Source organism: Limnoglobus sp. (assembly GCF_059499385.1).
Window position 1 is genome coordinate 1 of the sequence record NZ_JCABYM010000077.1, and the last position, 22,292, is coordinate 22,292.

The 22,292-nt window shown below is 71.5% G+C and carries 16 protein-coding genes; 9 read left to right on the forward strand and 7 right to left on the reverse strand.

Going from position 1 to position 22,292, the window contains the following annotated elements; translation table 11 throughout:
• The 4 genes from AC5JJ2_RS14000 to AC5JJ2_RS14015 all read right to left on the reverse strand — a co-directional run.
• Window positions 1-2,436, reverse strand: a 2,436-nt coding sequence (locus tag AC5JJ2_RS14000) for an AAA family ATPase (RefSeq protein WP_495858620.1), incomplete at its 3' end; no start/stop codon positions are given.
• A 162-nt stretch (window positions 2,437-2,598) separates the two neighbouring features.
• Window positions 2,599-4,815, reverse strand: coding sequence for a prolyl oligopeptidase family serine peptidase (locus tag AC5JJ2_RS14005; protein ID WP_495858621.1), 2,217 nt, complete (start codon window positions 4,813-4,815; stop codon window positions 2,599-2,601).
• 146 nt (window positions 4,816-4,961) lie between these two features.
• Window positions 4,962-5,108 carry a hypothetical protein gene (locus AC5JJ2_RS14010; protein WP_495858622.1) on the reverse strand — a complete coding sequence of 49 codons (147 nt, stop codon included), beginning with the start codon at window positions 5,106-5,108 and terminating at the stop codon, window positions 4,962-4,964.
• Between the two features lie 57 nt (window positions 5,109-5,165).
• The gene (locus tag AC5JJ2_RS14015) at window positions 5,166-6,296 is read right to left on the reverse strand and encodes a M20 family metallopeptidase (RefSeq protein ID WP_495858623.1); all 1,131 of its coding nucleotides are present in this window, start codon (window positions 6,294-6,296) and stop codon (window positions 5,166-5,168) included.
• Window positions 6,297-6,429: 133 nt separating this feature from the next.
• On the opposite strand from AC5JJ2_RS14015, the gene AC5JJ2_RS14020 reads away from it, so the two are divergent.
• Window positions 6,430-9,273 (forward strand): DUF4214 domain-containing protein, encoded by a 2,844-nt coding sequence (locus tag AC5JJ2_RS14020; RefSeq protein ID WP_495858624.1) that lies wholly within the window; start codon window positions 6,430-6,432, stop codon window positions 9,271-9,273.
• A 10-nt stretch (window positions 9,274-9,283) separates the two neighbouring features.
• On the opposite strand, the gene AC5JJ2_RS14025 is transcribed toward AC5JJ2_RS14020, so the two are convergent.
• The 3 genes from AC5JJ2_RS14025 to AC5JJ2_RS14035 all read right to left on the reverse strand — a co-directional run bounded on the left by AC5JJ2_RS14025 (window position 9,284) and on the right by AC5JJ2_RS14035 (window position 12,856).
• Entirely contained in the window at window positions 9,284-11,134 is a 1,851-nt protein-coding gene (locus AC5JJ2_RS14025; RefSeq protein ID WP_495858625.1) for a DNA/RNA non-specific endonuclease, read from the reverse strand.
• A 71-nt stretch (window positions 11,135-11,205) separates the two neighbouring features.
• Window positions 11,206-11,430 (reverse strand): ketohydroxyglutarate aldolase, encoded by a 225-nt coding sequence (locus AC5JJ2_RS14030; protein ID WP_495858626.1) that lies wholly within the window; start codon window positions 11,428-11,430, stop codon window positions 11,206-11,208.
• Between the two features lie 58 nt (window positions 11,431-11,488).
• Window positions 11,489-12,856 (reverse strand): S8 family serine peptidase, encoded by a 1,368-nt coding sequence (locus AC5JJ2_RS14035; RefSeq protein ID WP_495858627.1) that lies wholly within the window; start codon window positions 12,854-12,856, stop codon window positions 11,489-11,491.
• Window positions 12,857-13,035: 179 nt separating this feature from the next.
• Between AC5JJ2_RS14035 and AC5JJ2_RS14040 the strand changes: the two genes are divergently transcribed.
• From AC5JJ2_RS14040 to AC5JJ2_RS14075, 8 genes are all read left to right on the forward strand, one after another.
• Window positions 13,036-13,614, forward strand: coding sequence for an RNA polymerase sigma factor (locus tag AC5JJ2_RS14040; protein ID WP_495858628.1), 579 nt, complete (start codon window positions 13,036-13,038; stop codon window positions 13,612-13,614).
• 139 nt (window positions 13,615-13,753) lie between these two features.
• Window positions 13,754-17,047 carry a WD40 repeat domain-containing serine/threonine protein kinase gene (locus AC5JJ2_RS14045; protein ID WP_495858629.1) on the forward strand — a complete coding sequence of 1,098 codons (3,294 nt, stop codon included), beginning with the start codon at window positions 13,754-13,756 and terminating at the stop codon, window positions 17,045-17,047.
• 160 nt (window positions 17,048-17,207) lie between these two features.
• Window positions 17,208-17,435 (forward strand): hypothetical protein, encoded by a 228-nt coding sequence (locus AC5JJ2_RS14050; RefSeq protein ID WP_495858630.1) that lies wholly within the window; start codon window positions 17,208-17,210, stop codon window positions 17,433-17,435.
• 91 nt (window positions 17,436-17,526) lie between these two features.
• Window positions 17,527-18,819: an acyclic terpene utilization AtuA family protein gene (locus AC5JJ2_RS14055; RefSeq protein ID WP_495858631.1), complete on the forward strand. Its 1,293-nt coding sequence runs from the start codon at window positions 17,527-17,529 to the stop codon at window positions 18,817-18,819.
• A 26-nt stretch (window positions 18,820-18,845) separates the two neighbouring features.
• Entirely contained in the window at window positions 18,846-19,109 is a 264-nt protein-coding gene (locus tag AC5JJ2_RS14060; protein ID WP_495858632.1) for a Uma2 family endonuclease, read from the forward strand.
• A gap of 12 nt (window positions 19,110-19,121) precedes the next feature.
• The gene (locus tag AC5JJ2_RS14065) at window positions 19,122-19,403 is read left to right on the forward strand and encodes a Uma2 family endonuclease (RefSeq protein ID WP_495858633.1); all 282 of its coding nucleotides are present in this window, start codon (window positions 19,122-19,124) and stop codon (window positions 19,401-19,403) included.
• A gap of 220 nt (window positions 19,404-19,623) precedes the next feature.
• Complete coding sequence (locus AC5JJ2_RS14070) at window positions 19,624-21,093, forward strand: Gfo/Idh/MocA family protein (RefSeq protein WP_495858634.1); 1,470 nt, start codon at window positions 19,624-19,626, stop codon at window positions 21,091-21,093.
• 75 nt (window positions 21,094-21,168) lie between these two features.
• Window positions 21,169-22,179, forward strand: a complete 1,011-nt coding sequence (locus AC5JJ2_RS14075; RefSeq protein ID WP_495858635.1) for a prenyltransferase/squalene oxidase repeat-containing protein — start codon at window positions 21,169-21,171, stop codon at window positions 22,177-22,179.
• The last annotated feature ends 113 nt before the right edge of the window (window positions 22,180-22,292 follow it).

Genomic DNA, 22,292 nt, shown 5'->3' on the forward strand with positions numbered 1-22,292 from the left:
GGGCCCCCCCGCGCCGGGGGGGGGGGGGGGGTTGTGGGTTGTGGTTGTTGTTGGGCGCCCCCGGGGGGGGGGGGGGTGTGGGGGGGGGGGCCCCCCGAGCGGGGCCGGTAGCTGCGGACTCCCCCCGGTGGTTGCACCCGCCGACCCCCCTCCCCGGCCCTCCCCCCCAAGGGGGGAGGGTGAAAGACGGTCGCCACCCGCGACGCCCACGTCCACTGTCAACGCAGTGTCACCCGCGTGGCGGTTCATCTGCTTCGCCAGCGGCGCGAGCAACTCCCGCTCCATCGCCCGCTTCAGCGGCCGCGCGCCGTACCGCGGGTCGAACCCGACGGCCGCCAGGTGGTCGAGCAGCCCGTCGCCGGTCGTCACGGCCGCGTCGCGGAACCGCACGCCGTCCCGCCGCAGCACCTTCTGCCACTCGCGGTCCGCAATCGCACGAATCACGTCCGCCGGCAGCGAGCCGAACGGCACGACGCGGTCGAGTCGGTTGAACATCTCCGGCCGCAGGAACTTCTCGACCGCCTTCGTGAAGTGCGCCTTCGCGTCGGCGACCGTCGGCGTGCCGGACGCGAACCCCGGCGTGCCGCTGCGGAACGACTCCGCGCCGAGGTTCGACGTGAGGATCACGACCGTGTTCCGGAAGTCCGCCAGCCGCCCGCCCGCGTCCGTCAGCCGGGCCTCGCCGAGGGCCTGCAACAGCAGGTCGAACGCGCTCGCGTGGGCCTTCTCGACTTCGTCCAAAAGAAGGACGCAGAACGGCTGCTCGCGGACCTTCGCGGTCAGCAGTCCTTCCGTGCCGAACCCCGTGCCGACGAGCCGGCGGACGGAAATCGGGTCGGCGTACTCGCTCATGTCGAACCGGGTCAGCCGGTCGCGGGAGCCGAACAGGTACTCGGCGACTGCCTTCGCCAGCTCCGTCTTCCCGACGCCGGTGGGGCCGATGAACAGCAAGGACGCGATCGGCCGGTTGGCGCGGGTCAGCCCGGCCTTGATCGTGGCGAGCAGGTCCACGACGATGCCAACCGCCTCCGGCTGGCCGACGACGCGGCTGGAAAACCAGTCGTGCGTCGCCGTCAGGTCCAGCGCCTCGTCCGGGTCGATGATCTCCCGCGGCAGCCCCGTCTCGCGGGTGAACCCGGCGTACACGTCGAGTTCAGAAACGGGCGTGCCGCGCTCGCCGTCGCGGACGAGGTTGTGCAGGAACCGCAGCGGCCGGCCGGGGTACGCCGAGTACGTGGCGTACCGCCGGTGCAGCCGGTCGATGGCCGCGAGCGCGGGGGACGTGGGTTCGCGCCGCCGGTGGTCGGCGGCGAACGCGGCGAGGATTCTCTTCCCCTTCTCCGCGTCCGGCTCCTCGACGGTGACGTGCCGGAAGGCGTCCGGCAGTTGCGGGTTCTCCTTCTCGATGAGCGGCAGCTGCTCCGACGTGCATTCGGCGACGCAGAGCAACTCGCCGCGGGCGATGGCGGGGCGGAGGAACGTGGCGATGCCGGTCGGGTTGAACTCGCTCTTGCCCACGTCCATGAGTTCGGCGAGCGACCCGACGTGGACGACGGCCCGCCGCTTGACCGCGTCCTTCACCAGGTCCTGGCACCGCTTCTCCCACATGCCGAACCCGCACTGCCCGGCGACGATGCGGGAGCCGGACGTTTGGAAGAACGGCGCGGCCGCGAGGTTGAGAGTAGCCTTGCGGCGGACGAGTTCGCGGAGCACGGCCGTCTTCCCGACGCCGCTCGGCCCGACGAGCAGGACGCTCTGCGGCGGCTTCGCCGTGAGCGCGTCCGCGACCTGCTTCACGGCGTCGTCCACCTCGTAGGCGGCCGCGAGCTGTTCCGGGACGAGAAGCGTGCCGACTTGCTGGAGGGCGGTCTTCTTTTCTTCCTCGTCGTCGTCCTCGGCGCGGACGGCGCGTTCTTTGAGGGACCGCAGCTTCACCGGCACGTCGATCCACTCGACGCGGAACGCGGTCGTCGTTTGCAGGGCGCTCAGGTTCTTGAGGTTGGCGGAAGCGTTCAGCCGCCGGAGGGCGCTGAGCGTCTCGCGGCGCAGCACGGCGTCGAGATCGTCTTTCAATGTCGCGATGACCTCGATACCGACGGCCGGGACGCGGGCGAGGGCGTAGCCCTCGTGCTCCCACACGGCGGCGTGGAACGTCAACTCGACCGGCTCGCGCCAGCTTTCGTTTTGCCGCGGTGGGTCGAGTGTGAGGGTGAAGGCGTGTTCGCGGGCGGTCGTGGCCCGGCGGCGGCGGATGAGTTCGTCCGTCGGCCGGTCGGCGAGGAATTTCTGGATGGCCTTCGTCGTGGCGGCGACGGCCGTTTCCCGCGTGGCCGCGAGCCGCGCGAGTTCCGGGACGAACAGCGGCTCCGTGAGGATCGCGGCCGGGGCGACCTTCCGGTGCAACAGGCCGATGGGGAAGACGAAGTCGGAGGGCATCGTGAACCTTCGACACGGCGAGCGTCGGGGCGTAAGCCCGACGTGGCTGTGCGGCCGGAAAATGGGGCGCGCGTCGGTAAAGCGACGTTTCTGGGCGCGGGAAGCCACGTCGGGCTTACGCCCCGACGCTCGCCGAAGAGACGCCCTTCGCTTCCGCCGGGTTCACCTCCGCGGTTCCACGCCCAGCAGATGCCGCACGAAGAAGTCCATCCGCCGGCGGTTCGCGTACGGCGACTCGGCCGCGCCGTGGTTCGTGCCGGTCATCACCACCAGGTCGAAGTCCTTGTCCGCCTTCTCCAGCGCGTTCACCACCTGCATCGTGCTCGCCGGGTCCACGTTCGTGTCCATCTCGCCGACGACGAGCATCAGCTTCCCCTTCAGTTTGTGCGCGTTCGTCGTGTTCGACTGCTCGACGTAGTGCGGGCCGACGGGCCAGCCCATCCACAGCTCGTTCCACCAGACCTTGTCCATCCGGTTGTCGTGGCAGCCGCAGTCGGCCACGCCAACGGTATAAAACTCCGGGTGCGCCAGCATCCCGCAGAGCGTGTTCTGCCCGCCGGCCGACCCGCCGTAGATGCCGACGCCTTTCGCGATGTCCATCTCCGGGAACTTCGCGGCCGCGGCCTTGATCCACGCGATCCGGTCCGGGAACCCGCCGTCGCCGAGGTTCTTCCAGCACACGTCGTGGAACGCCTTCGACCGCCAGCTCGTGCCCATGCCGTCGCACTGCACGACGATGAACCCGAGTTCCGCCATCTCCTGTCGGCGGAAGTGCGGCTGGAACCGCTTCGGCACATGATGGTCGTGCGGTCCGGCGTAGATGTACTCGATGACCGGGTACCGCTTCTTCGGGTCGAAGTTCGACGGCCGCAGGATGAGGCCGTGGATGTCGGTCGTGCCGTCGCGGCCCTTCGCGACGAACCGCTCCGGCGGCTGCCACCCGCGATTCTTCAGCTCCGTCGCGTCGGCGGCCGCGACCTGTAGCACCTTCGAGCCGTCGGCCTTGCGGAGGACGTGGACCGGCGGCGAATCGACGCGGGACCAACTGTCGAGGAAGAATTTCCCGTTCGGCGACCACTGGACGGCGTGCGTGCCGTCGCCGTCGGTGAGTTTCTTGAACCCGCTGCCGTCAAAATTGATCCGCGCCGCGTGGACGTGGTACGGGTCTTCCTTCGCGTCGTGGCCGACCATGCGGAACACGATCTCGCGCTTCTCGGCGTCCACGCGGTCCACGCCGCGGACGTTCCACTCGCCGCTGGTGATCGCGTTCTTCACGCCGCCGGTCGCCGCGTCGATCAGGTGGAGGTGGTTCCACCCGTTGCGTTCGCTCATCCAGATCAGCTCGTTCGTCTTGTCGAGGTAGTTCAGGTACAGCTTCCCCGCGTAGTCGAAGAACGTCTTGCACTCCTCGTAGACGATCGCCGTCGCCTTGCCCGTTTCGGCGTCGATCGCGACGACCCGCAGGACCGTGTGGCCGCGCTGGTTGTACAGGAACAGGAACCGCTTGCCGTCCGGCGTCCAGTGCTCGTAGCTGATGTCCCACGGGTTCGGGAACAGCGCGTCGCTGACCGGAATCTCCTTCCGCGCCGTCACGTCGAACAGGTGCGGCTTCGGCTGCGGGATCGGGTCGCCGGGCTTCAGGTACGGCACGGTCGTCGTCTTCGGCTGGAGCTGGTCCCGCGGCGACGACTCCACGTAAGTCACCACGCGGTCGCCGCCTTTCGTCCGCCGCATGGCGACGAGCTTCTTCGAGTCCGGCGACCAGTAGACGCTGGTGTAGCCGTCGTCGGCCGTGCCCTCGAACGAGAGCGGGAACTCCTTGCGGTCGCCGCCGGTCTCGCGGAGCCAGACGTTGAAGTTCCGCACGAACGCGGCGAACTTCCCGTCCGGCGAGCGGGTGCTGTTCTCCTCGGCCGGCGGCCGCCCGCGGCGCGGCCCGAACCGCGGCGGCGGTGGCGGCGAAGCCGCGCGGCGCTCCTCCGTCAGCGTGTGCTTCTCGGCGTCGTACTTCCAGGTCTTCTCCGCCGACGTGAACGTGACGACCCCGCCGTCGAGCCGGATGTCATCGAACGGCAGCTTCTCCGCATCGACCTTGCGGCCGGTCTCCTTCGCCAGCAGCTCCGCGAGCTTGGCGTGGTCGAACGCCGGTTCCTTCGTCGCCTTCTCGGCCTCGACGAGCAGGAACGCCTTCTTCCCGCCGCCGAGGTCGTCACGGAACCAGAACCGGCCGCCGCCGAGCCAGTTCGCCTGCACCGTCAGGTGCGGCACGGCGTCGGCGTACTTGTCCCGCAGGCCGAGGGCGCGCTTGTAGTCGTCGGCCGTGCCCTGCGCAACGGCGAGCGACGGGAGGAGGAGAACGAGCAGGAGTGCGCGATGCATGGGATGGGCCGAGGTGTGGGGAAAACAATGGCCCGCAGATGACGCGGACTTCGACGCAGATGAAAACCGGATAAGACCGAATCCAATCTCGGTTTTGATCCTCTTCATCTGCGCCGAAGTCCGCGTCATCTGCGGGCCATTCTTAATTACTTCTTCTTCGCCGGCTTCTTCGCGGGCGCTTTCTTCTCGACGGCGGCGGGCTTCTTCGCGGCGGCCTTCTTCTTGCCGAAGATCGCGGCGTACCCGTCGGCGTACTTCTTGTTCTCGGACATGCCGATGCGGACGATGCTCATGATGAAACCTCGGTGGGGTGGCGGATGCCGTCAATGTAAGTCGCGGCCGGCGAATTGTCACGCGGGCCGGCCGCACGCGAACCGGAACAGAATCTCGACCGCCCGGTCCAACTGGTCCAGCTCGATCCACTCGTCCTTCGTGTGCGCCTGCGCGATGTCGCCGGGGCCGAACACCACGGCCGGGATCGCCGGCGAGATCGTGGACGCGTCCGTGCCGAACGGGACGGCCAACTTCTCGTGCGGCCCGATGGCGGCGGCCAGCTTCAGCAGGTGCGGGTGGTCGTCCGCGACCGGCGACAGCGCGGCGCACGCCAGCGTCGGCGTCGTGTGAATCGGGAAGCCGAGGTTCTGCGCGGCGAGGTGGTTCGATAGGTCGTCGATGGCCGCCTGCGCGACCTCGCCGGGGAGCAGCCGCCGGTCGATCTGGATGGCGCACTTGTCGGGCACTGTGTTCGGCGACACGCCGCCGGCGATCATGCCGACGCTCAGCGTCGGCGGGCCGAGTTGCGGGTGCGACCACGACGCTTGCAACTTCGTGGCGTATTCCTCGATGGCCGTCAGCACCTTCGCCATGCGGTAGACGGCGCTGACGCCCTGGTCCGGCCGCGAGCTGTGGCACGCCCGTCCCGTCGTGTCGAGCTGCCACCGGACGACGCCCTTGTGCGTCGTCACCACGTTGAGCAGTGTCGGCTCCGCGACGACGGCGAAGTCCGCGGACAGGCCGGCCTTCATCAGCTCCAGCACGCCGAGGAACGTGTGCTCCTCGTCCACGGTGAACGCGAGCGTCACGTTCGCCGAACCCACGGGCTTCTCGCGAACGAGTCGGGCGAAGGCAGTGAACATGCACGCGATGCCGGCCTTCACGTCGCACGCGCCGCGGCCGTAGAGCTTGCCGTCGCGGACGGCGGCGGCGAACGGCTCGACCGTCATGCCGTCCACGGGAACCGTGTCCTGGTGCGCCTCCCACAGGTACGTGGTCGGCGAGCCGGAGCGGTAGAACGCGATCAGGTTGTCCCGCCCAGGTGCGACCGGCTGCCGCCGACACTCGACGCCGAGCGCCTTGAGTTGGTCTTCGAGGAACCCGGTGACGCGGCCCTCGTGCGCGAGGTCGGCGGGGATGTCGGTCCGCCCCATCGGGTTGACGGACGGGCGGCGGACGAGGTTTTGGAGAAGTTCGGTCGCCGTCATGAATCTCGTCCCCGGATGCCGGAAACCGGCCGCACGCGGTAATCGTACCCGTTCGGCAATCCGATCGCCTTGGGGAGTTGGGGGTGATGTGCTATATGTATGAAACCTAACACTTACTTTTGGGTTCGCCCCTATGCCGCCAGCACGAAAATCGCGCCGCCCGCAACTCCGCGTTGAATCCCTGGAAGCCCGCGACGTTCCCGCGAACCCGACGACGCTCGGCGGGCCGGTCGCGCTCGGCGGGGCACAGAGCACCTGGGACTTCTCGGACGGCGGCACGTTCACCCCGTCCCCGGTGTTCGCGGACGTGGACGGCCTCCCCGGCGAGGAGCTGATCGCCGTCACCGGCGACCGCGACGTGGCGGCGTACCGGTACAGCGGGTCGGACGCGAACCCGGCGACTCTCCTGCGGACCTACGACACCGGGGCGAACGCGCCCGAGATTCACTCCACGCCGCTGGTCGTGAACATGCCCGGCGTGGGCAAGGTGGTCGTCGCCGCCGGGTTCGACGGCCGGGTGTTCGCGTGGAACGCCGCCACCGGCGGGCTGCTCCCCGGCTGGCCGACGACCGTGGACGTGCCGGACAACCTGTACCCGCAGGCGACGCTGCGGAACAGCGTCCTCGGGCCGCTCGCCGCCGGCGACCTGACCGGGGACGGCGTGCCGGAGATCGTCGTCACGTCGTTCAACCACCACGTCACGGCGTTCTCGCCCAACGGGTCGGTCCTGTGGCGGTTCACGAACGACGACTCCGTCCTGTCCGGGGCGGTCGTCGCGGACATCGACCGGGACGGCAGCAACGACGTGGTGTTCGGCGGGGACGCCACCCAGAACGACTTCTACGACGCCGGCGGCCACCTCACCGCCCTCGGCAGCACCGGCCGCCGGAAGTGGGTGAAGTACGTCCCGCAGATCGTCCAGTCGTCGCCCGTGCTCGCGGACATCGACGCCAACGGGACGCTCGAAGTCTTCGTCGGGACCGGGATCAACTTCACGAACACGAACGGGGCGGCGTTCCCCGGCAATGCCGTGTACGGCGTCGATTCCCGCGGCAACGACCTGCCCGGCTGGCCCTACGTGACCGGCCCCGGCAGCACCGACTTCCGCACCCCGTCCCCGCCGGCCGTCGCGGACGTGAACAACGACGGCACGCCGGAAATCCTGATCGGCGACTTCTCCGGCCGCCTCCACGCGATCCGGCCGAACGGGACCGCCCTCTGGGTGACGCAGGCGTTCAGCGCCCCGCTGTTCGCCGCCCCGGTCGTCCTCGACGTCGACAGCGACAACGACCTGGACGTGGTCGCGTTGTCCAACAACAACGTCCGGGCGTTCGACGCGGCGACCGGCAAGGCCGTGTGGACCACGTTCGCGGACGACGGCACGCAGCGGTTCTACCTCAACTCGCCGGCCGTCGGCCAGTTCAAGGGGAACGGGACGACGCAGTTGGGCCTGCTAGCGAACGGGTCGAGCGTGAACGGCCAGCCGCGGTCGCCGAGCTTCATCCGGCTGTTCAACGTGGACCCGTCGTCGAAGGCCCCGGAGTGGACGGCCGCCCGCGGGGACGCGGCGGGCAACGCCGTCCGCCGCCCGCCGGCGTTCGTGGACGGCTACCTGACGAAGCTGGCGTCGTACCTCGGCCGGACCGGCCCGGCGGTGGCGGCGCTGGTCAACGACTGGCGGGCCGCGTTCCGCACGTCCCCGAACCTGTTCGCGACCACCGCCAACATCGTCGTCTCGATCGAGGGCCGGACGAACGAGATCCAGGGCTGGTACCAACGAAACCTGAACCGGTCCGCCGAGCCGGGCGGCGTCAACACGTGGCTCGGGTTCCTGGCCGCCGGGAACACGTTCGCCCGCGGGGAGGCGCAGATCCTCGGGTCGCAGGAGGCGTTCAACCTGTCCGGCCCGAACGGCCCGGCTAGCGCCACCAACCAGACGTGGGTGAGCTACCTCTACCAGAAGCTGCTCGGCCGGCTGCCGCAGGGCGGCGAGGACGCCGGGTGGGTGAACGCGCTGAACACCGGCGCGCTGACCCGGCCGGCCATCGCGCTGGGGTTCCTGTCGTCCCCGGAGAAGACGGAGGCCCGCGTCCGCGGGTGGTACGTCCAGTTCCAGATCGGCGGCACGACAACCCCGCCGCCGGCGACCCTCCAGGCCGCGGGCTGGGACCTCCGCCGCGGCGTGACGGAGGAGACCGTCCTGTTGCAACTCCTCACCAGCGGCCTCCAGGGGGCCGGGAGCGACTACACCGACCTGCAGGTCGAGGGGGCGTGGCTGAAGGCGGTCTACCGGGACGTGCTGAAGCGGGAGGCGAGCCAGGCCGACCTCGTGTTCTGGCTGCGGAACATGGAGGCCGGGGTTACGATGCAGCAGGTGGCGTACAGCGTCGTTCAGTCGGCCGAGCGGTACGACCGGCTGGTGAAGGACTACTTCCGCCGTTACCTGCACCGGGCCGCGGACCCGTCGAGCCAGTCGATCGCCGGGTTCGTGAACCAGCTGGTCAACGGCGTCCGCCGGGAGACGGTGATCGCGTCCCTGCTCGCGTCGGAGGAGTACTTCAACTTCGTGGGCCGGACGCGGGCCGGGTTCGTGAACACGATCTGGGCGGACGTGCTCGGCCCCGGCCGGACGCCGGACCCGACGTCGTTCAACTTCTGGTCGAACCAGGCGAACGTGCGGACCGAGCTGCCGCCGGTCCTGCTGCGGTCCGACGAGTACTACTTCAACACGATCCGCAACGACTGGCTGTTCCCGTACGTGAACCGGTACGCGTACACCCCGCCGAACCAGTCGGCGACGGCGTTCAACCCGACCGGCGACCCCTACGGCCCGCTCCGGGGGATCATCAACTCGCTCCAGAACGGGGCGACGCAGAGCGACGCCGAGGTGAGCATCCTGACCAGCGGCGAGTACGTCGCGAAGGCCCGGACGCAGGCGTTCTGGGCCGGCAAGCGGTGGAAGACCGCGCCGGCGTGACCGGCGGCCGTCACAACACAACGTCCTCCACCGCTTGCAGCGGCCGCACGGCGGCGACGGCCTCGGCGGCCGCGAGCGGGTCGAAGTCCGACAGGTTGCCGAACGACAGCCGGGTCAGCTCCGCCACGCGCGTAATCGGGACCTGGTACGTCCGGAACCGGCCGAACTGGAACGCCGGGGCCTCGAAGTCGTCCTCCAGGTGCTTCTGCGTCAGCACGTAGGCCGTGGCCGACAGGTCGCCGTCCCGCTTCACCATCGCCACCACCTTCCAGTACTCGAGCGGGACGCGGACGCCGCGGTACACCGGGTCCGCGGCCGCCAGCACCGGGCCGGTGAACACGGACACCTTCATGTTCCGCCGGTCGGCGTTCGTCAGGATGTAGTCCTCCAGGTCGTTCCACGTCCGCTGGTTCAGGTCGGCGTGCTGCGGGCAGGCGTTCGTGTAGAAGAACGTGTCGTCGTTCGCCGCCCGTGCCGCGGCCGGCGGCCCCCAGACCGGGTCGAGCCGCCGGACCATGTGCCCGCGGTCCAGGTTGTTGTTCCGGTACAGCTCGTTGCCGCACTGCGCCGCGGCCGGGATGCGGGGGTCGAGGAACCAGGCGTCCGCCCGCCGCAGGTTGACCGACTGGTTGCCGTCGATGTTCACCGCCGTGAAGTAGCACAGCCGCCGGGACTGGCACATCACGACCGAGAAGTGCGTGTACGGCAGGACGAAGTCCGACCGGCCCGGCACGGGGACGGCGTCTTCCTCCTGCGCGGCCGACAGGTTCGGCAGCCGGACGCGGCGGCCGGTCCCCAGGAAGTCCGGCCGGTAGCCCTCCCGCCCGGCCAGGCTCGCGGCCGTCGGGGCCTCGACCCCGCCGGGGACGACGACCGCCGGCCGGCCGGCCGGCAGCCGCTCCAGGATGCCGCGGACGACCTCGGCCCGGACCGCGTAGTTGCCGGTGAGGAACCGGCCGCCGAAGTGCAGCCCGACGGCCGCCCCGGTCGGCACGTCCAGCACCGCCGACCCGGAGTTCCCGCCGAGCGTCGAGCAGTCGTGCTGGAGCGTCGCCGGGTCGGTGGACGGGATCAGGTAGCCGGGGGCGAGCCGCTTCACGTCGTAGATGTCGCGGAACACGTTCCGCATCGCGTCCTCGCCGTTCCGCGAGTCCCACGCCGGGTAGCCGACGACGGCGACCGGGTCGGCCGCCCGCCGGCCGGCCGCCAACCGGACCGGCGGCGGCAGCTCGGCCCCCTCGGCCAACTCCAGCACGGCCACGTCCGGCTGCCCCGCCCCGTCCGGGGCGACGTACAGGATGCGGGCGACCGCCACCTCGCGGGCTTCGCCGACCTGGTACTCCTCGCGGAAGTCGATCCGGGCGGCCATCGCCCCGCCGAGCGGGCTGGGGCGGAACGCGAACCCCTGCCCCTGCTGGCGGGCGAACAGGGCCGCGACGTGCCGGTTGGTGACGATCAGCCGGTCGCCGACGACCCACCCGGTCCCGACCCAGTCGTAGGTCTCGTGCCCCGTCAGCTCGATCCGGCCGACCGACCGGAGGGCCGCCTCCAGCCCGCGGCGGTGCGGGGTCAGCCGCGACTGCCAGTATTCCAGCTCCGGGTCCTCGAACGTGTCGTCGCGGACCAACAGCGACGGCCGGCCGTCGAGCAGGACGATCGCCTCGGCGTAAGCCTGGGCCGTCGGGTCGGCCACCGCGGTTTCGTCGTCCACGGTCCGGAACTCGGTGAGGGACAGCGCGACCTCGTTCGCGTCGAGGATCGGCCGGTGGGCCGTCAGCGTCTTCTTCGCCCGGTCCCGGATTTCGGCCATCAGGTCGGCGTCGGCGGCGACGGCCGCGAACGCGCGAGAAACGGGTTTCATGTGCGGTACTCGGTGGGGAACGACGGCGGCCGGTCGAACGACCGGCCGCCGCGGGATGGTCCACCGAACGGCTACTGGGGGCCGTCCGGCGGGATTTGGAAGTCGGCGTCCGGCTCGACGGCGGCCACGCCGGTCAGCCCGCCGAGCGTGCCGACGGCTTGGTCGTCCACCGACCCGGTGATGATGCCGGTGGTGGACAGGATTTGGTCCACCGTCACGCCGGCGGCGGCCAGCCGGCCGGCGACGGCGTCCATGTCCGCCCGCGCCGCCGGGGCCACGGTAATCACGATCCGCATGGCGAGTCTCCTCCGGGAAGCGGCCCGCCGCGCGACGGGCGCGCGGCGGGCGGCGGGGTCACTGCGGGGCCTGGGTCAGCCCGGCCCCGGCGTCGATCACCGGGATGGCGACCGGCCGGGCGGCGCGGGTCAGCACGTTCCACAGGGCGGCCCCGCGTGCCCCGCGGGCCTGCGCCCACAGGGCGGCGATCCCGGCCACGTGCGGCGTCGCCATGCTCGTCCCGGAGATCGCGTGGTAGCGGGCCGGCCACGGCGGCGTCCGCGGGCGGCCGGGCGGCAGCGCCGGCGTCGGCACGGACGAGAACACCCCGACCCCCGGCCCGACCAGGTCCACCTTCCCGCCGGTCACCGGGTTGCTCCGGGTCGAGAACGCGGCCAGCCGCAGGTTGCTATCGACCGCCCCGACGGCCAGGATGGACGGGCTGTTGGCCGGCTGCCCGACGAGGCCCGGCGGGTTCGGCACTTGCTGCCGGTGGTTCCCGGCGGCCGCCACGATCAGGCAGCCGCGGTCCAGCGCCCGCCGGCCGACCGTCTCGTAGGCCGTCGAGACGGTCGAGAGCGTGTTCCCCAGCGACATCGAGATGACCGGGCACCGCTGGTTGATGGCCCACTCCATCCCGGCGAGGATCCACGCCCCGTTCCCGGACCCGCCGTTGCTGAGCACCTTGCCGACGTAGATCTCGCACCCGTAGGCGACGCCGTACCGCCGCGCCCCGCCGGGGACGACCCGCGGCCCGCACGCCGTCCCGATGCAGTGCGTCCCGTGCCCGTGCCCGTCCTGGGGCGACTCGCCGGGCACGAACGACTGGCGGACGACCCGCCGGCCGACGAAGTCCGGGTGGTCGAGGTCGAACCCGGTGTCGAGGACGGCCACCCGGATGCCCTGGCCGGAGTACCGGGACGTGGGGACGCGGCACGCCTGCAACCCCCAACTGAACTGGGCCGTGTCCGCGAACGCGGCCGCCGCGTCGCCGTTCAGCTCCGCCCGCGGGCCGCCGTACATCTCGGTGAACAGGTTGTCCACGGCCGCCTTGTACCCGCGGAGGTAGTCCGCCTCCGGGGCGGCCGTCTCCGTCGCGTAGAAGATCGGCTCCGGCTCGACGGCCACGATGCGGCCGTCGCCGGACGCCGCGGCCGTCACCGCCTCTGGCCCGCCGTCGCCGGGGACCACGGCGATGCCGAGGTCGGAGAACACGACGGCCTCCGCCGCGTCCGCCTCGGCCATGTCCATCGCGTTCTCCTCGTAGTCGTCGGAGACGGCCACGTTCGTGCAGCCGGTCAGCGCCTTGACGGCGGCGACGGCTTCCGCCGGCTTGCCGACGCAGTCGTCCGCGAGGACGACGAGCAGCCGCCCGGTCGTCTCCGGGCCGGCGGCCGCGGCGGGTGGGGAGTTGACGTCGTCGCGGGTCGCCTTCTTACGTGCCATGGTGGGTTCCTCAGGAGTCCGTGGGGCGAGGGGAAGGGGCCCGCACCCCGCGGCCCTTCCGCCCACGGAGCGACGCCGGCCGCCGGGTCGGTCCGAGGAATCTGATTTTTTCCTGTCTGACGGCCGGGCCGATGGGGTAACATGGCGGTCTCACCTCCATCCGAATCGGAGTGCCCCGCATGGTTGCCCCGCCGGACCCGGTCCAGGCCTGGCTCGACCGCCACGCGGCCGGCGACCGCCCGCCGGTGGACGACCTGTGCCGGCTGTGCGAGGCCCGCGCCCGCCGCCTCGTCCGCCCGCGGCTGCGGACGTTCCCGCTCGTCGTGCAGGACTCCCAAACGACCGAGGTGGTGAACGAGACGCTCTGCCGGCTGCTCCGCGCGCTCGGCCAGGACGTGCGGCCGCGGACGGTCCTCGACCTGGAGCGGTTCCTCGCCGGCATCGTCCGCCGGGTGCTGCTCGACCTGCACAAGGCGATCCAGCGGCGGCGGAACCGGGTCGGCGGCCTGGGCGACGACCCCGTCCCGGACCCGGACGACGACGACCCGGTGGACACCGACCAGATGGTCGCGTTCCACGAGTACGTCGAGGCCCTACCGGCGGACGAGCAGGCGCTGTTCGACGTGTTCTACTACCAGGGGAAGACGCGGGACGAGGCGGCGGCGCTGCTCGGCCTGCCGCCGTCCACCGCGTCCGCGAAGTGGGTCAAGGCGCGGGCCGCCCTCGGCCGGCGGCTCGGCCGCGACGTGACCGGATGACGGGTACTGGGTACTGGGTACCGAGTATCCAGTACCCAGTACCCAGTACCGAGTTCCCCGTCCACCCGCGGCCGAATTCGACCGAAATCGTCGGCGGGTCGGGCCGGCCGGCCGCCGGGCGTCGCTTTAGGGGTGAGCCATGTTCTCCACCGACGCCACCAACGATCTGGCCTTCGACCTCGTCGCCCGCTGGGAGGACGAAGTCGCGCGGGGCAACCGCGTCCCGCTGGAGGAGGTCTGCGCCGACCACCCGGAACTGCTGCCGGCCGTCCGCGAGATCGTCCGCCGGCTGGCGGCCGCCGCCGCCCTGTTCCCGTCCGGGTCGGGCCGCGACCCCGCCGCCCACGAAGACCGCTGCCCACCGGGGTGGGCGAAGGTCGGGCACGGGGCGTCGAGCGTCGTCTACCGCGGGGAGGACGCGACGTTCGGCACGACGGTCGCGTACAAGGTGCTGAACGCCGCCGACCGGCTGCCGTCCGTGGCCGACGTGGTCCGGCAGATGAAGCGGTTCGAGCAGGAGGCCCGCATCCTCGCGCAGCTCAAGCACGACGGGATCGTCCGCATCTTCAAGACGTTCACCTACGGCGGCCGGCCGGTGCTGGAGATGGAGTACCTGCCCGGCGGCAGCCTGCTGGCGCACCTGGCCGCCGTCCGCGCGCGGGGGCCGGCCGGCGTCGCCCGGTTCCTGGAGCGGGTGGCGCGGGCCGTCGGGTTCGCCCACGAGCACAACATCGTCCACCGCGACCTGAAGCCGAGCAACATCCTGCTGGACGCGGCCGGCCGGCCGTGCGTGTCCGACTTCGGCGTGGCGAAGCTGATCCAGGGCGTGGACGCCCCGGCCCCGGACCCGGCGGCGGACACGGACCCGGACGGCAGCGGGCTGACGGCCCTCGGCCGCCAGCCGGGGACGCGGGCGTACATGGCCCCGGAGCAGTTCGACCCGACGGTCGGCCCGATCACCCCGGCGACGGACGTGTGGGCGCTGGGCGTCATCCTGTACGAGTTGGTGAACGGGACGCGGCCGTTCGCGGCCGGGAGTCCGAACGAGTGGGCGGAGGTCGTCTGCCGCGGGCCGCTGCCGCGGCCGTTGTGGGCGGCGTGGCGGTCGAACCGGCGGCTCGAAGCGATCGCGCTTCGCTGCCTGTCGCGGGACCCGGCGAAGCGGTACCGGTCGGCCGCGGAACTGGCCGACGCGCTGGCCCGCGCCGCCCGCCCGCGGTGGCCGGCGGCGGCCGTCGCCGCCGGCGTCCTGCTCGCCGTGACGGCGGCCGGGATCGCCGCGCTCACGCCGCGGCCGCCCGAGGCGCAGCCGGTCGGCGCGTCGGAGCCGGCCCACGCGGCGCTCGACCGGGAGGCCCGCGAGGCGTACCGGGAGTGCGAGGCCGGGAAGGTGGCGAAGGGCGTCCAGGCGTTCGAGGCATTGTTGGCCCGCGTGCCGGCCGACGCCCCGGACCTGCGGGCCGCGGTTCGGGCGAACATCTCCCTGTGGTCGGCCACCCTGGCCGCGGCGGACGGGTCGTACCGGCACGCCGAGCCGATCACGGCCGGGGCCGTCAGCCGGGACGGGCGACGGCTCGTCGTCGGCGACGAGCGGGGCGGGGTCGTCGTGTGGGACGCGGCCGCCGGTAAGGTGGTGAAGCGGCTCGCCGGCCACGCCGGGCAGGTGACCGCCGCCGCGATCAGCCCGGACGGGAAGTTCGCGGCGACCGGCGGCGAGGACGGCGGAGTCCGGGTCTGGTCGCTGGACGGCGACGCGACCGCCCCGACCGCCGAGGCCGCGGTGAAGCACTGGGTGTTCGCCCTCGCGTTCGCGGCGGACGGCCGGGCGGTCGCCGTCGGGGTGCGGCCGGTCGAGCAGTCCGGCGTCGGGTTCTGGGACCTCCGCACCGGCGGGTACGCCGGCCCGACCGCGTGGGCGGCGAAGTCCTTCGCGTCCCGGTTCTTCGTCGATCCCGATTCCCGCACCCTGGTGCTGCCCGTCGGGAACGGGTCGGCCGAGGTGTGGGACCTCGACCGCCGGGCGCGCCGCGGCCGGCTGGACTCCCGGCCGGGGGCGTCGATCCGGTCCGTCGCGTTCGGCCGCGACGGCCGGACGATCGCGACCGGCGGGGACGCCCTGCAGCTGTGGGACGCGGCGACCGGCACGCTGATTTCCGAGGAGTGCGCGGAGCCGGGGCTGGAGGTGATCGGGTTCGCGCCGGCCGGGGCGGTCGCCGTCCAGGTGAACCGGGAGTACCGGCTCTGGCAGCCGAACGCGGGCTGCTTCGACCCGCTCGCCCTCCCGCGGCCGAGGTACCCGGAATACTGGCTGCCGACCGCCGAGCACCTGTTCGCCGTCGAGGACCGGTACACCGTGGTCCGCCTCCGGTGGCCCACGGGCGGCCCCCAGGCCCTGCCCCTGCCGCGGGCCGCGATGGTCATCGGGGCGGTCGGCGACCACGGCGGCACGCGGGTCGCCGTCGTCACCGCGAAGGACCAGTCCAACGCGAAGGAAGCGGCGGGCACGGCCGCCGGCATCGACGTGTGGGAGCCGCGGACCGGCCGCCGGGTCGGGCCGCCGATCCGACCCAAGAACCAGCCCCTGTTCGCGGCCCAGTTCGGCCCGGGGGCCGACCGGCTGGCGTTCTACGCCGGCCAACCCCCCGGCCCCCACCGGGTTCAACTGCTCGACCCGACGACCGGCGATCCTGTCGGCGAACTGCACGGGACGCGGGGGACGGTGTATTGCCTCCCGTACCTTCACGCGTGCCAACGGTGGCTGACCGCCGGACACGAGCCGGTCGTGCGGGTCTGGGACGACGCGGGCGTGGAACGGGGGCGGGCGGCGTTGCCGGCCGGGGGCTTCCTGCGGTCGGCCGTCGGCCCGGACGGCCGGCTCGTCGTCCTGGGGAACCTGGCGGGGGACGTGGCGTGCGTGACCGTTTCGCCCGCGGCCCCGGAACTGGCCGTGCGGCCGCTCCGCCCGCGGATCGGCGGGTGCGAGCAAGTCGGCGTCTCGGCCGACGGCGCGACGGTCCTGGCCCTCGGGCGGGACGGGCAGCTGTGGGCGGCCGACGGCGACGACCTCCGGCCGGTGGCGGTGGCGGGCGATGTCGCGCGGTTCTTCCCGCACCCCGGCGGCCGCGGGTGGGTGACCTGCCACCGCAACGGGGCCGTCCGGTGGTGGGCCGGCCCGGCCGCGGCCCCGGAGCAAGAGTGGGTTCCGGCCGAGGGCGACCAGTGCGTGACCCTCGACCCGGCCGGGGCCGTCCTGGTCACGGCCCGCAGCGACGGGAAGGCCCAGGCGTGGTCGGTCGCGGCGCGGCTGCCGCTCGGGCCGCCGGTGAACCACCAGAAGCCGATGCTCGGCGGCGCGTGGGCGGCGGACGGGCTGTTGGTCTCCCGGAGCACGAAGGCCGTCCGCGTGTGGACGCCCCTCGCCCCGCCCCCGTGAGGTGGTTTCCGATCCATGAAACGACGGGTCGCCAGGAGGCCGCGACCCGCGCGGAGCCGGTTCGGGCGCAACGGGGCGGCGGCGAACGCCGCGGCCGCGACCGCTCGCTCCCCGGACGGTTTTTGTCCCGTTCCCCACTAGCCGAAAGGCGAGGTGCCCCATGTCGAACGCCGAGGCCCCCCCCTCCGACCCGGTTCAGCAGTCCGAGCCGGTCCCGACCCCGACCCCGACCCCGGTCCCGACCCCCGTGCCGACCCCCGTGCCCGACGAGCAGCGGGTGCGGTGCCGCCTCCCGAAGGGCGGCGAGATCGACACCACGCGGGACTTTTGCATCGCGAACGGCGGCCAGGTGATCGCCATCCTCGACGAAACGGAGGAAGAGGACTGACCGGTAGGCCCGGCCCGATTCCCCCTGGAGGGCGGCGGGAATTGCCCTAAACAACCCCGGCGGGCGCGACGGCCCGCCGGGAGGGTTCGTCATGCGCGCCGTCCGGATCGGCAACGGGTGCGGGTTCTGGGGCGACAGCCCGGACGCCCCGGTGCGGCTCGCCGCCGGCGGGCGGCTCGATTACCTCACGCTCGAGTACCTCGCCGAACTCACCATGTCCATCCTCGCGCTGCAGAAGCAGCGCGACCCGGCCGCCGGGTTCGCCACCGACTTCCTCGACCTGCTCCCCCGGCTCGCGCCAGTCCTTCAACAACAGCCGAAGCTGAAGATCGTTACGAACGCCGGCGGCATGAACCCGCTGGCGTGCGGGAAGAAGGCCGCCGAGCTGCTGCCCGGCCGCCGCGTCGCCGTCGCGTCCGGCGACGACCTGCTGCCCGACCTCGACGAGCTACTCGCCGCCGGGCACGCGCTGGCGAACCTCGACACCGGGGAGCCACTGTCGTCCGTCCGAAGCCGCGTCGTCAGTGCGAACGCTTACCTCGGCTCCACGCCGATCGCGGAGGCGCTGCGGCTCGGGTCGGACGTGGTCGTGACCGGCCGCGTCGCCGACGCCTGCCTGACGGTCGGGCCGCTGCTGCACGAGTTCGGCTGGGCCACCGACGACCTACTCGCGGCCGGGACGGTGGCGGGCCACCTCATCGAGTGCGGGGCGCAGGCGACCGGCGGCCTGTGGATGAACGCCGACGCTTCCACGCGATTGGAAGACGTGGGCTACCCGATCGCGGAGGTGCGGGAGGACGGCACGTTCGACCTGACGAAGCCGGTCGGCAGCGGCGGGGCGGTGAACGTCGAGACGGCGAGCGAGCAACTTCTTTACGAGGTGGGCGATCCGGCCCGGTACGTCACGCCGGACGTGGTGGCCGACTTCACCAGCGTGCAGCTCCGCGAGGGCGGCCCGGACGTGGTGACGGTGAGCGGGTGTCGCGGCCGGCCGGCGACGGACACCTACAAGGTGTCGCTGGCGTACCGCGACGGGTTCACGGCCGCCGGCACGCTGGTGGTCGTCGGCCCGGACGCGCGGGCGAAGGCCCAGCGCAGCGGCGAGGTGATCCTGGCGCGGCTGAAGGCGGCCGGGTTCGAGTACGACCACTCGCTGATCGAGGTGCTGGGCGAGGGGATCGAGGTGACGCTGCGGGTGGCCGTGCGGGACGCGCGGAAGGCGGCGGTCGAGCGATTCACGAAGGAGTTCGCGCCGCTGGTGACGGGCGGGTTCGCCGGGACGACCGGGTACACGACCGGCCGGGCGGCGGTGCGGGAGGTGTTCGCGTACTGGCCGGCGCTGGTGGCGAAGGCCGCCGTGACGCCGCGGGTGGAAATCGTGTAGGCTATACCTACCGAGGAGGCGGAACCATGACCGCGCTGCCAGCCCCACCCAAGTTGTTGACGGTTGCGGAGTACGCGAAGCTCGACCTACCCAACACCGAACTCGTCCGCGGAAAGGTGGTCAAAGTGACGCTACCTGTTCCCTTCCACGGTTGGGTGCGCACCAACGTCGCGGGCATCCTTCGGGACTTCGTCCGCTCGAATCAACTCGGCCGGGTGATGGGGAACGATTCCGGCATCATCACCGAGCGGGACCCGGACACGCTCCGCGGGGCGGACGTGGCGTTCTAAAGCTTCCCGCGCTTGCCACCCGGCCCGTTCACCCGCGACGAGTACCTCGCCGTCGTGCCGGAACTCGTCGTCGAGGTCCGGTCGCCGTCCGACCGCTGGACGCGGGTTTTCGCGAAGGTCACTGAGTACCTAGGCGCAGGTGTGACGGCCGTGTGTGTGGTGGACCCGGCCGGCGAGACGGCCACGGTCTACCGCGACAACCAACCGCCGCAAGCGTTCGCCGCCGACGCGGAGTTGACCCTGCCGGACGTGCTGCCCGGCTTCCGCGTCCGCGTCGCCGAGTTCTGGACCTGAGCCTCTGACTTCCGAAGTCCGGCTTCGACTTCGGAAGTCGATCCCGCGCGGGAACCTGCTCGCATCTCCGGGGCACCCTCGGCCCGCTCGACTTCCGAAGTCGAAGCCGGACTTCGGAAGTCGGCGCGTTGACCCCCGCCCCGGCGGTCGTGTACACTCTTAACACGTCCTTCACTCCTCCCTCCTCTTCCACTCGCGACACTCGCGTCAGGAGCCGTTCATGAACCTGTTCCATCGTCGGGAGTTCCTCAACCGGACCGCCATCCTCTCCGCCGCCGCCGCCGCCGGGACGCCGCTGGCCCGCGGCGAAGTCAAGCGGGCCGACGCCCCCGTCGGGTCGGCCAACGACCGGCTGAAGGTCGCCGTCATCGGCGTCAAGGGCCGCGGCATGAGCCACGTCGGCGGGTTCCTCAGCAAGAGCACGAACTGCGAGATCGTCACCGTCTGCGACTGCGACGAGGCGGTCATCGGCCCGGCCATGAAGAAGATCGCCGAGGCCCAGAAGGCCGAGCCGAAGTTCGAGAAGGACATCCGCAAGGTGATGGAAGACAAGTCGATCGACATCATCTCCATCGCGACGCCCAACCACTGGCACGCGCTCGCCGCCGTGTGGGCGATGCGGGCCGGCAAGGATGTTTACTGCGAGAAGCCGGCCACGCACAACGTCCACGAGGGGCGGCTCATGGTCCAGGCCGCCCGGAAGTACGGCAAGATTTGTCAAGTCGGCACGCAGAGCCGCAGCAACCCCGGCATGCGGGAGGCCATCCGGCACATACACGACGGCAACATCGGCAAGGTGTACCTGGCCTACGGCACGTGCTACAAGCCGCGGAAGTCGATCGGCAAGGTGGACGGCCCGCAGGAGCCGCCGAAGACGATGGACTACGACCTGTGGTGCGGCCCGGCCCGCGTCCTCGCCCCGCACCGCAAGACCGGCAACGGGACCGTCCACTACGACTGGCACTGGACGTGGGAGTACGGCAACGGCGACTTCGGCAACCAGGGCGTCCACGAGGCGGACAAGGCCCGGTGGGGCCTGAACCTGCCCGGCCTGCCGACGAGCGTGGTCAGCATCGGCGGGCGGTTCGGGTACGTCGACGACGGCGAGACGCCGAACACGCAGCTGAACCTGTACGAGTACCCCGGCGCGCACCTCCTGTTCGAGGTCCGCGGGCTGGACACGAAGGACTTCAAGGGGGCGAAGGTCGGCAACATCTGGTTCGGCGACAAGGGGTACGTCGTGTGCCCGAACTACGGCAGCGGCATCGTGTACACGCCGGACGGCCAGAAGGTGAAGGAGTTCAAGGGCGGCAACGACCAGTTCCACTTCGACAACTTCGTGAAGGCCGTGCGGAGCCGCAAGCACACGGACCTGAACTGCGACGTGGAGGAGGGCCACCTGAGCGCCGCCTTGTGCCACTTGGGGAACATCAGCTACCGGCTCGGCACGCCCTGTACGATGGACCAGCCGACGGACGCGTTCACCGGCAGCAAGGACGCGGTGGCGGCGCTCGGCCGGATGAAGGAGCACCTGAAGGACAACAAGGTCGATCTGGCGGCCGCGAAGGGGCTGCTCGGCGTGCAGCTGGCCATCGACGCGAAGGCCGAGAAGTTCGTCGGCAACGCGAAGGCGAACGACATGTTGTTCCGCGAGTACCGCAAGGGGTTCGACATCACCGCGGCGGTGTAACTCTTCTTTGGGCGAAAGCCCCGGCACGATCGTGCCGGGGCTTTTTTCACACCCTTTTCTCACTCCCACCACATCATGCGCACCCTCTTCTTCCTCTTGCTCCTCGCCACACCCGTCGCCGCGGACGACATCCCGCAGCCTGCCCCCACGAAGCCGGACGAGCCGCTCGCGAAGGCGCTGTCGCTCGACAAGGCGGCCGCGTACCTCGACGCCGTCGGCGTCAACTGGACCCGCGACCGGCAGTGCGTGACGTGCCACACGAACCTGCCCTACGTCATGGCCCGGCCGCTCGTGAAGGCGAACGACGCCGGGTGGAAGGAGGTCCGCGCGTTCCTCGAAAACGACGTGGCGTCCTGGAAGACCGGCAAGCCCCGCGGCGACACCTACGTCGTGGCGACGGCGACCGGCCTCGCGTTCCTCGACGCGCACACCACGGGTAAGCTCAGCGATTCGACGAAGACGGCGTTCGCGAAGATGTGGCAGGTGCAGAAGAAGACCGGCGAGTGGAACTGGCTGAAGTGCGACTGGCCGCCGATGGAGCACGACGACTACTACGGCGCGACGCTCGCGGCCGTCGCTGTCGGCACGGCCCCCGGCGACTACGCGAAGTCCGCCGACGCGAAGGCCGGGCTGGAGAGGCTGACCGCGTACCTGACGAAGACGCCCGCCCCGGACCTGCACCACAAGGCGATGCTCCTCTGGGCCTCGACCAAGCTCGACGGCCTGATGACGGCCGCCGAGAAGAAAGAAACGGTCGCGGCGCTGGCGAAGCTCCAGCACGCGGACGGCGGCTGGTGCCTGCCGTCGCTCGGCACGTACTCGCGGCGGGACAAGTCGCCGAACGACCCGACGGCCGACAGCGACGGGTACGCGACCGGGTTCGTCACGTATGTGTTGAAGCTGGCCGACCCGAACCACGCGGCCATCGCGAAAGGGGCGGCGTGGCTGAAGGCGAACCAGCGGGCGAGCGGCCGGTGGTTCACGCGGTCGTTGAACAACGACAAGGCGCACTACGTCACGAACGCCGGGACGGCGTTCGCGGTGCTGGCCCTCCACGCCTGCGGCGAAACCGTCGCGGGGAAGTGAGGCGAATCTCCGTGGTGGAACCCGGAGCGGGAGCGACGGGGTGTCGGGTGCGTCAACACACCCCGTCGCTCCCCCGCCCGGTTGCCCGGCGGTCGTCCGGCGCAGCCCATCTA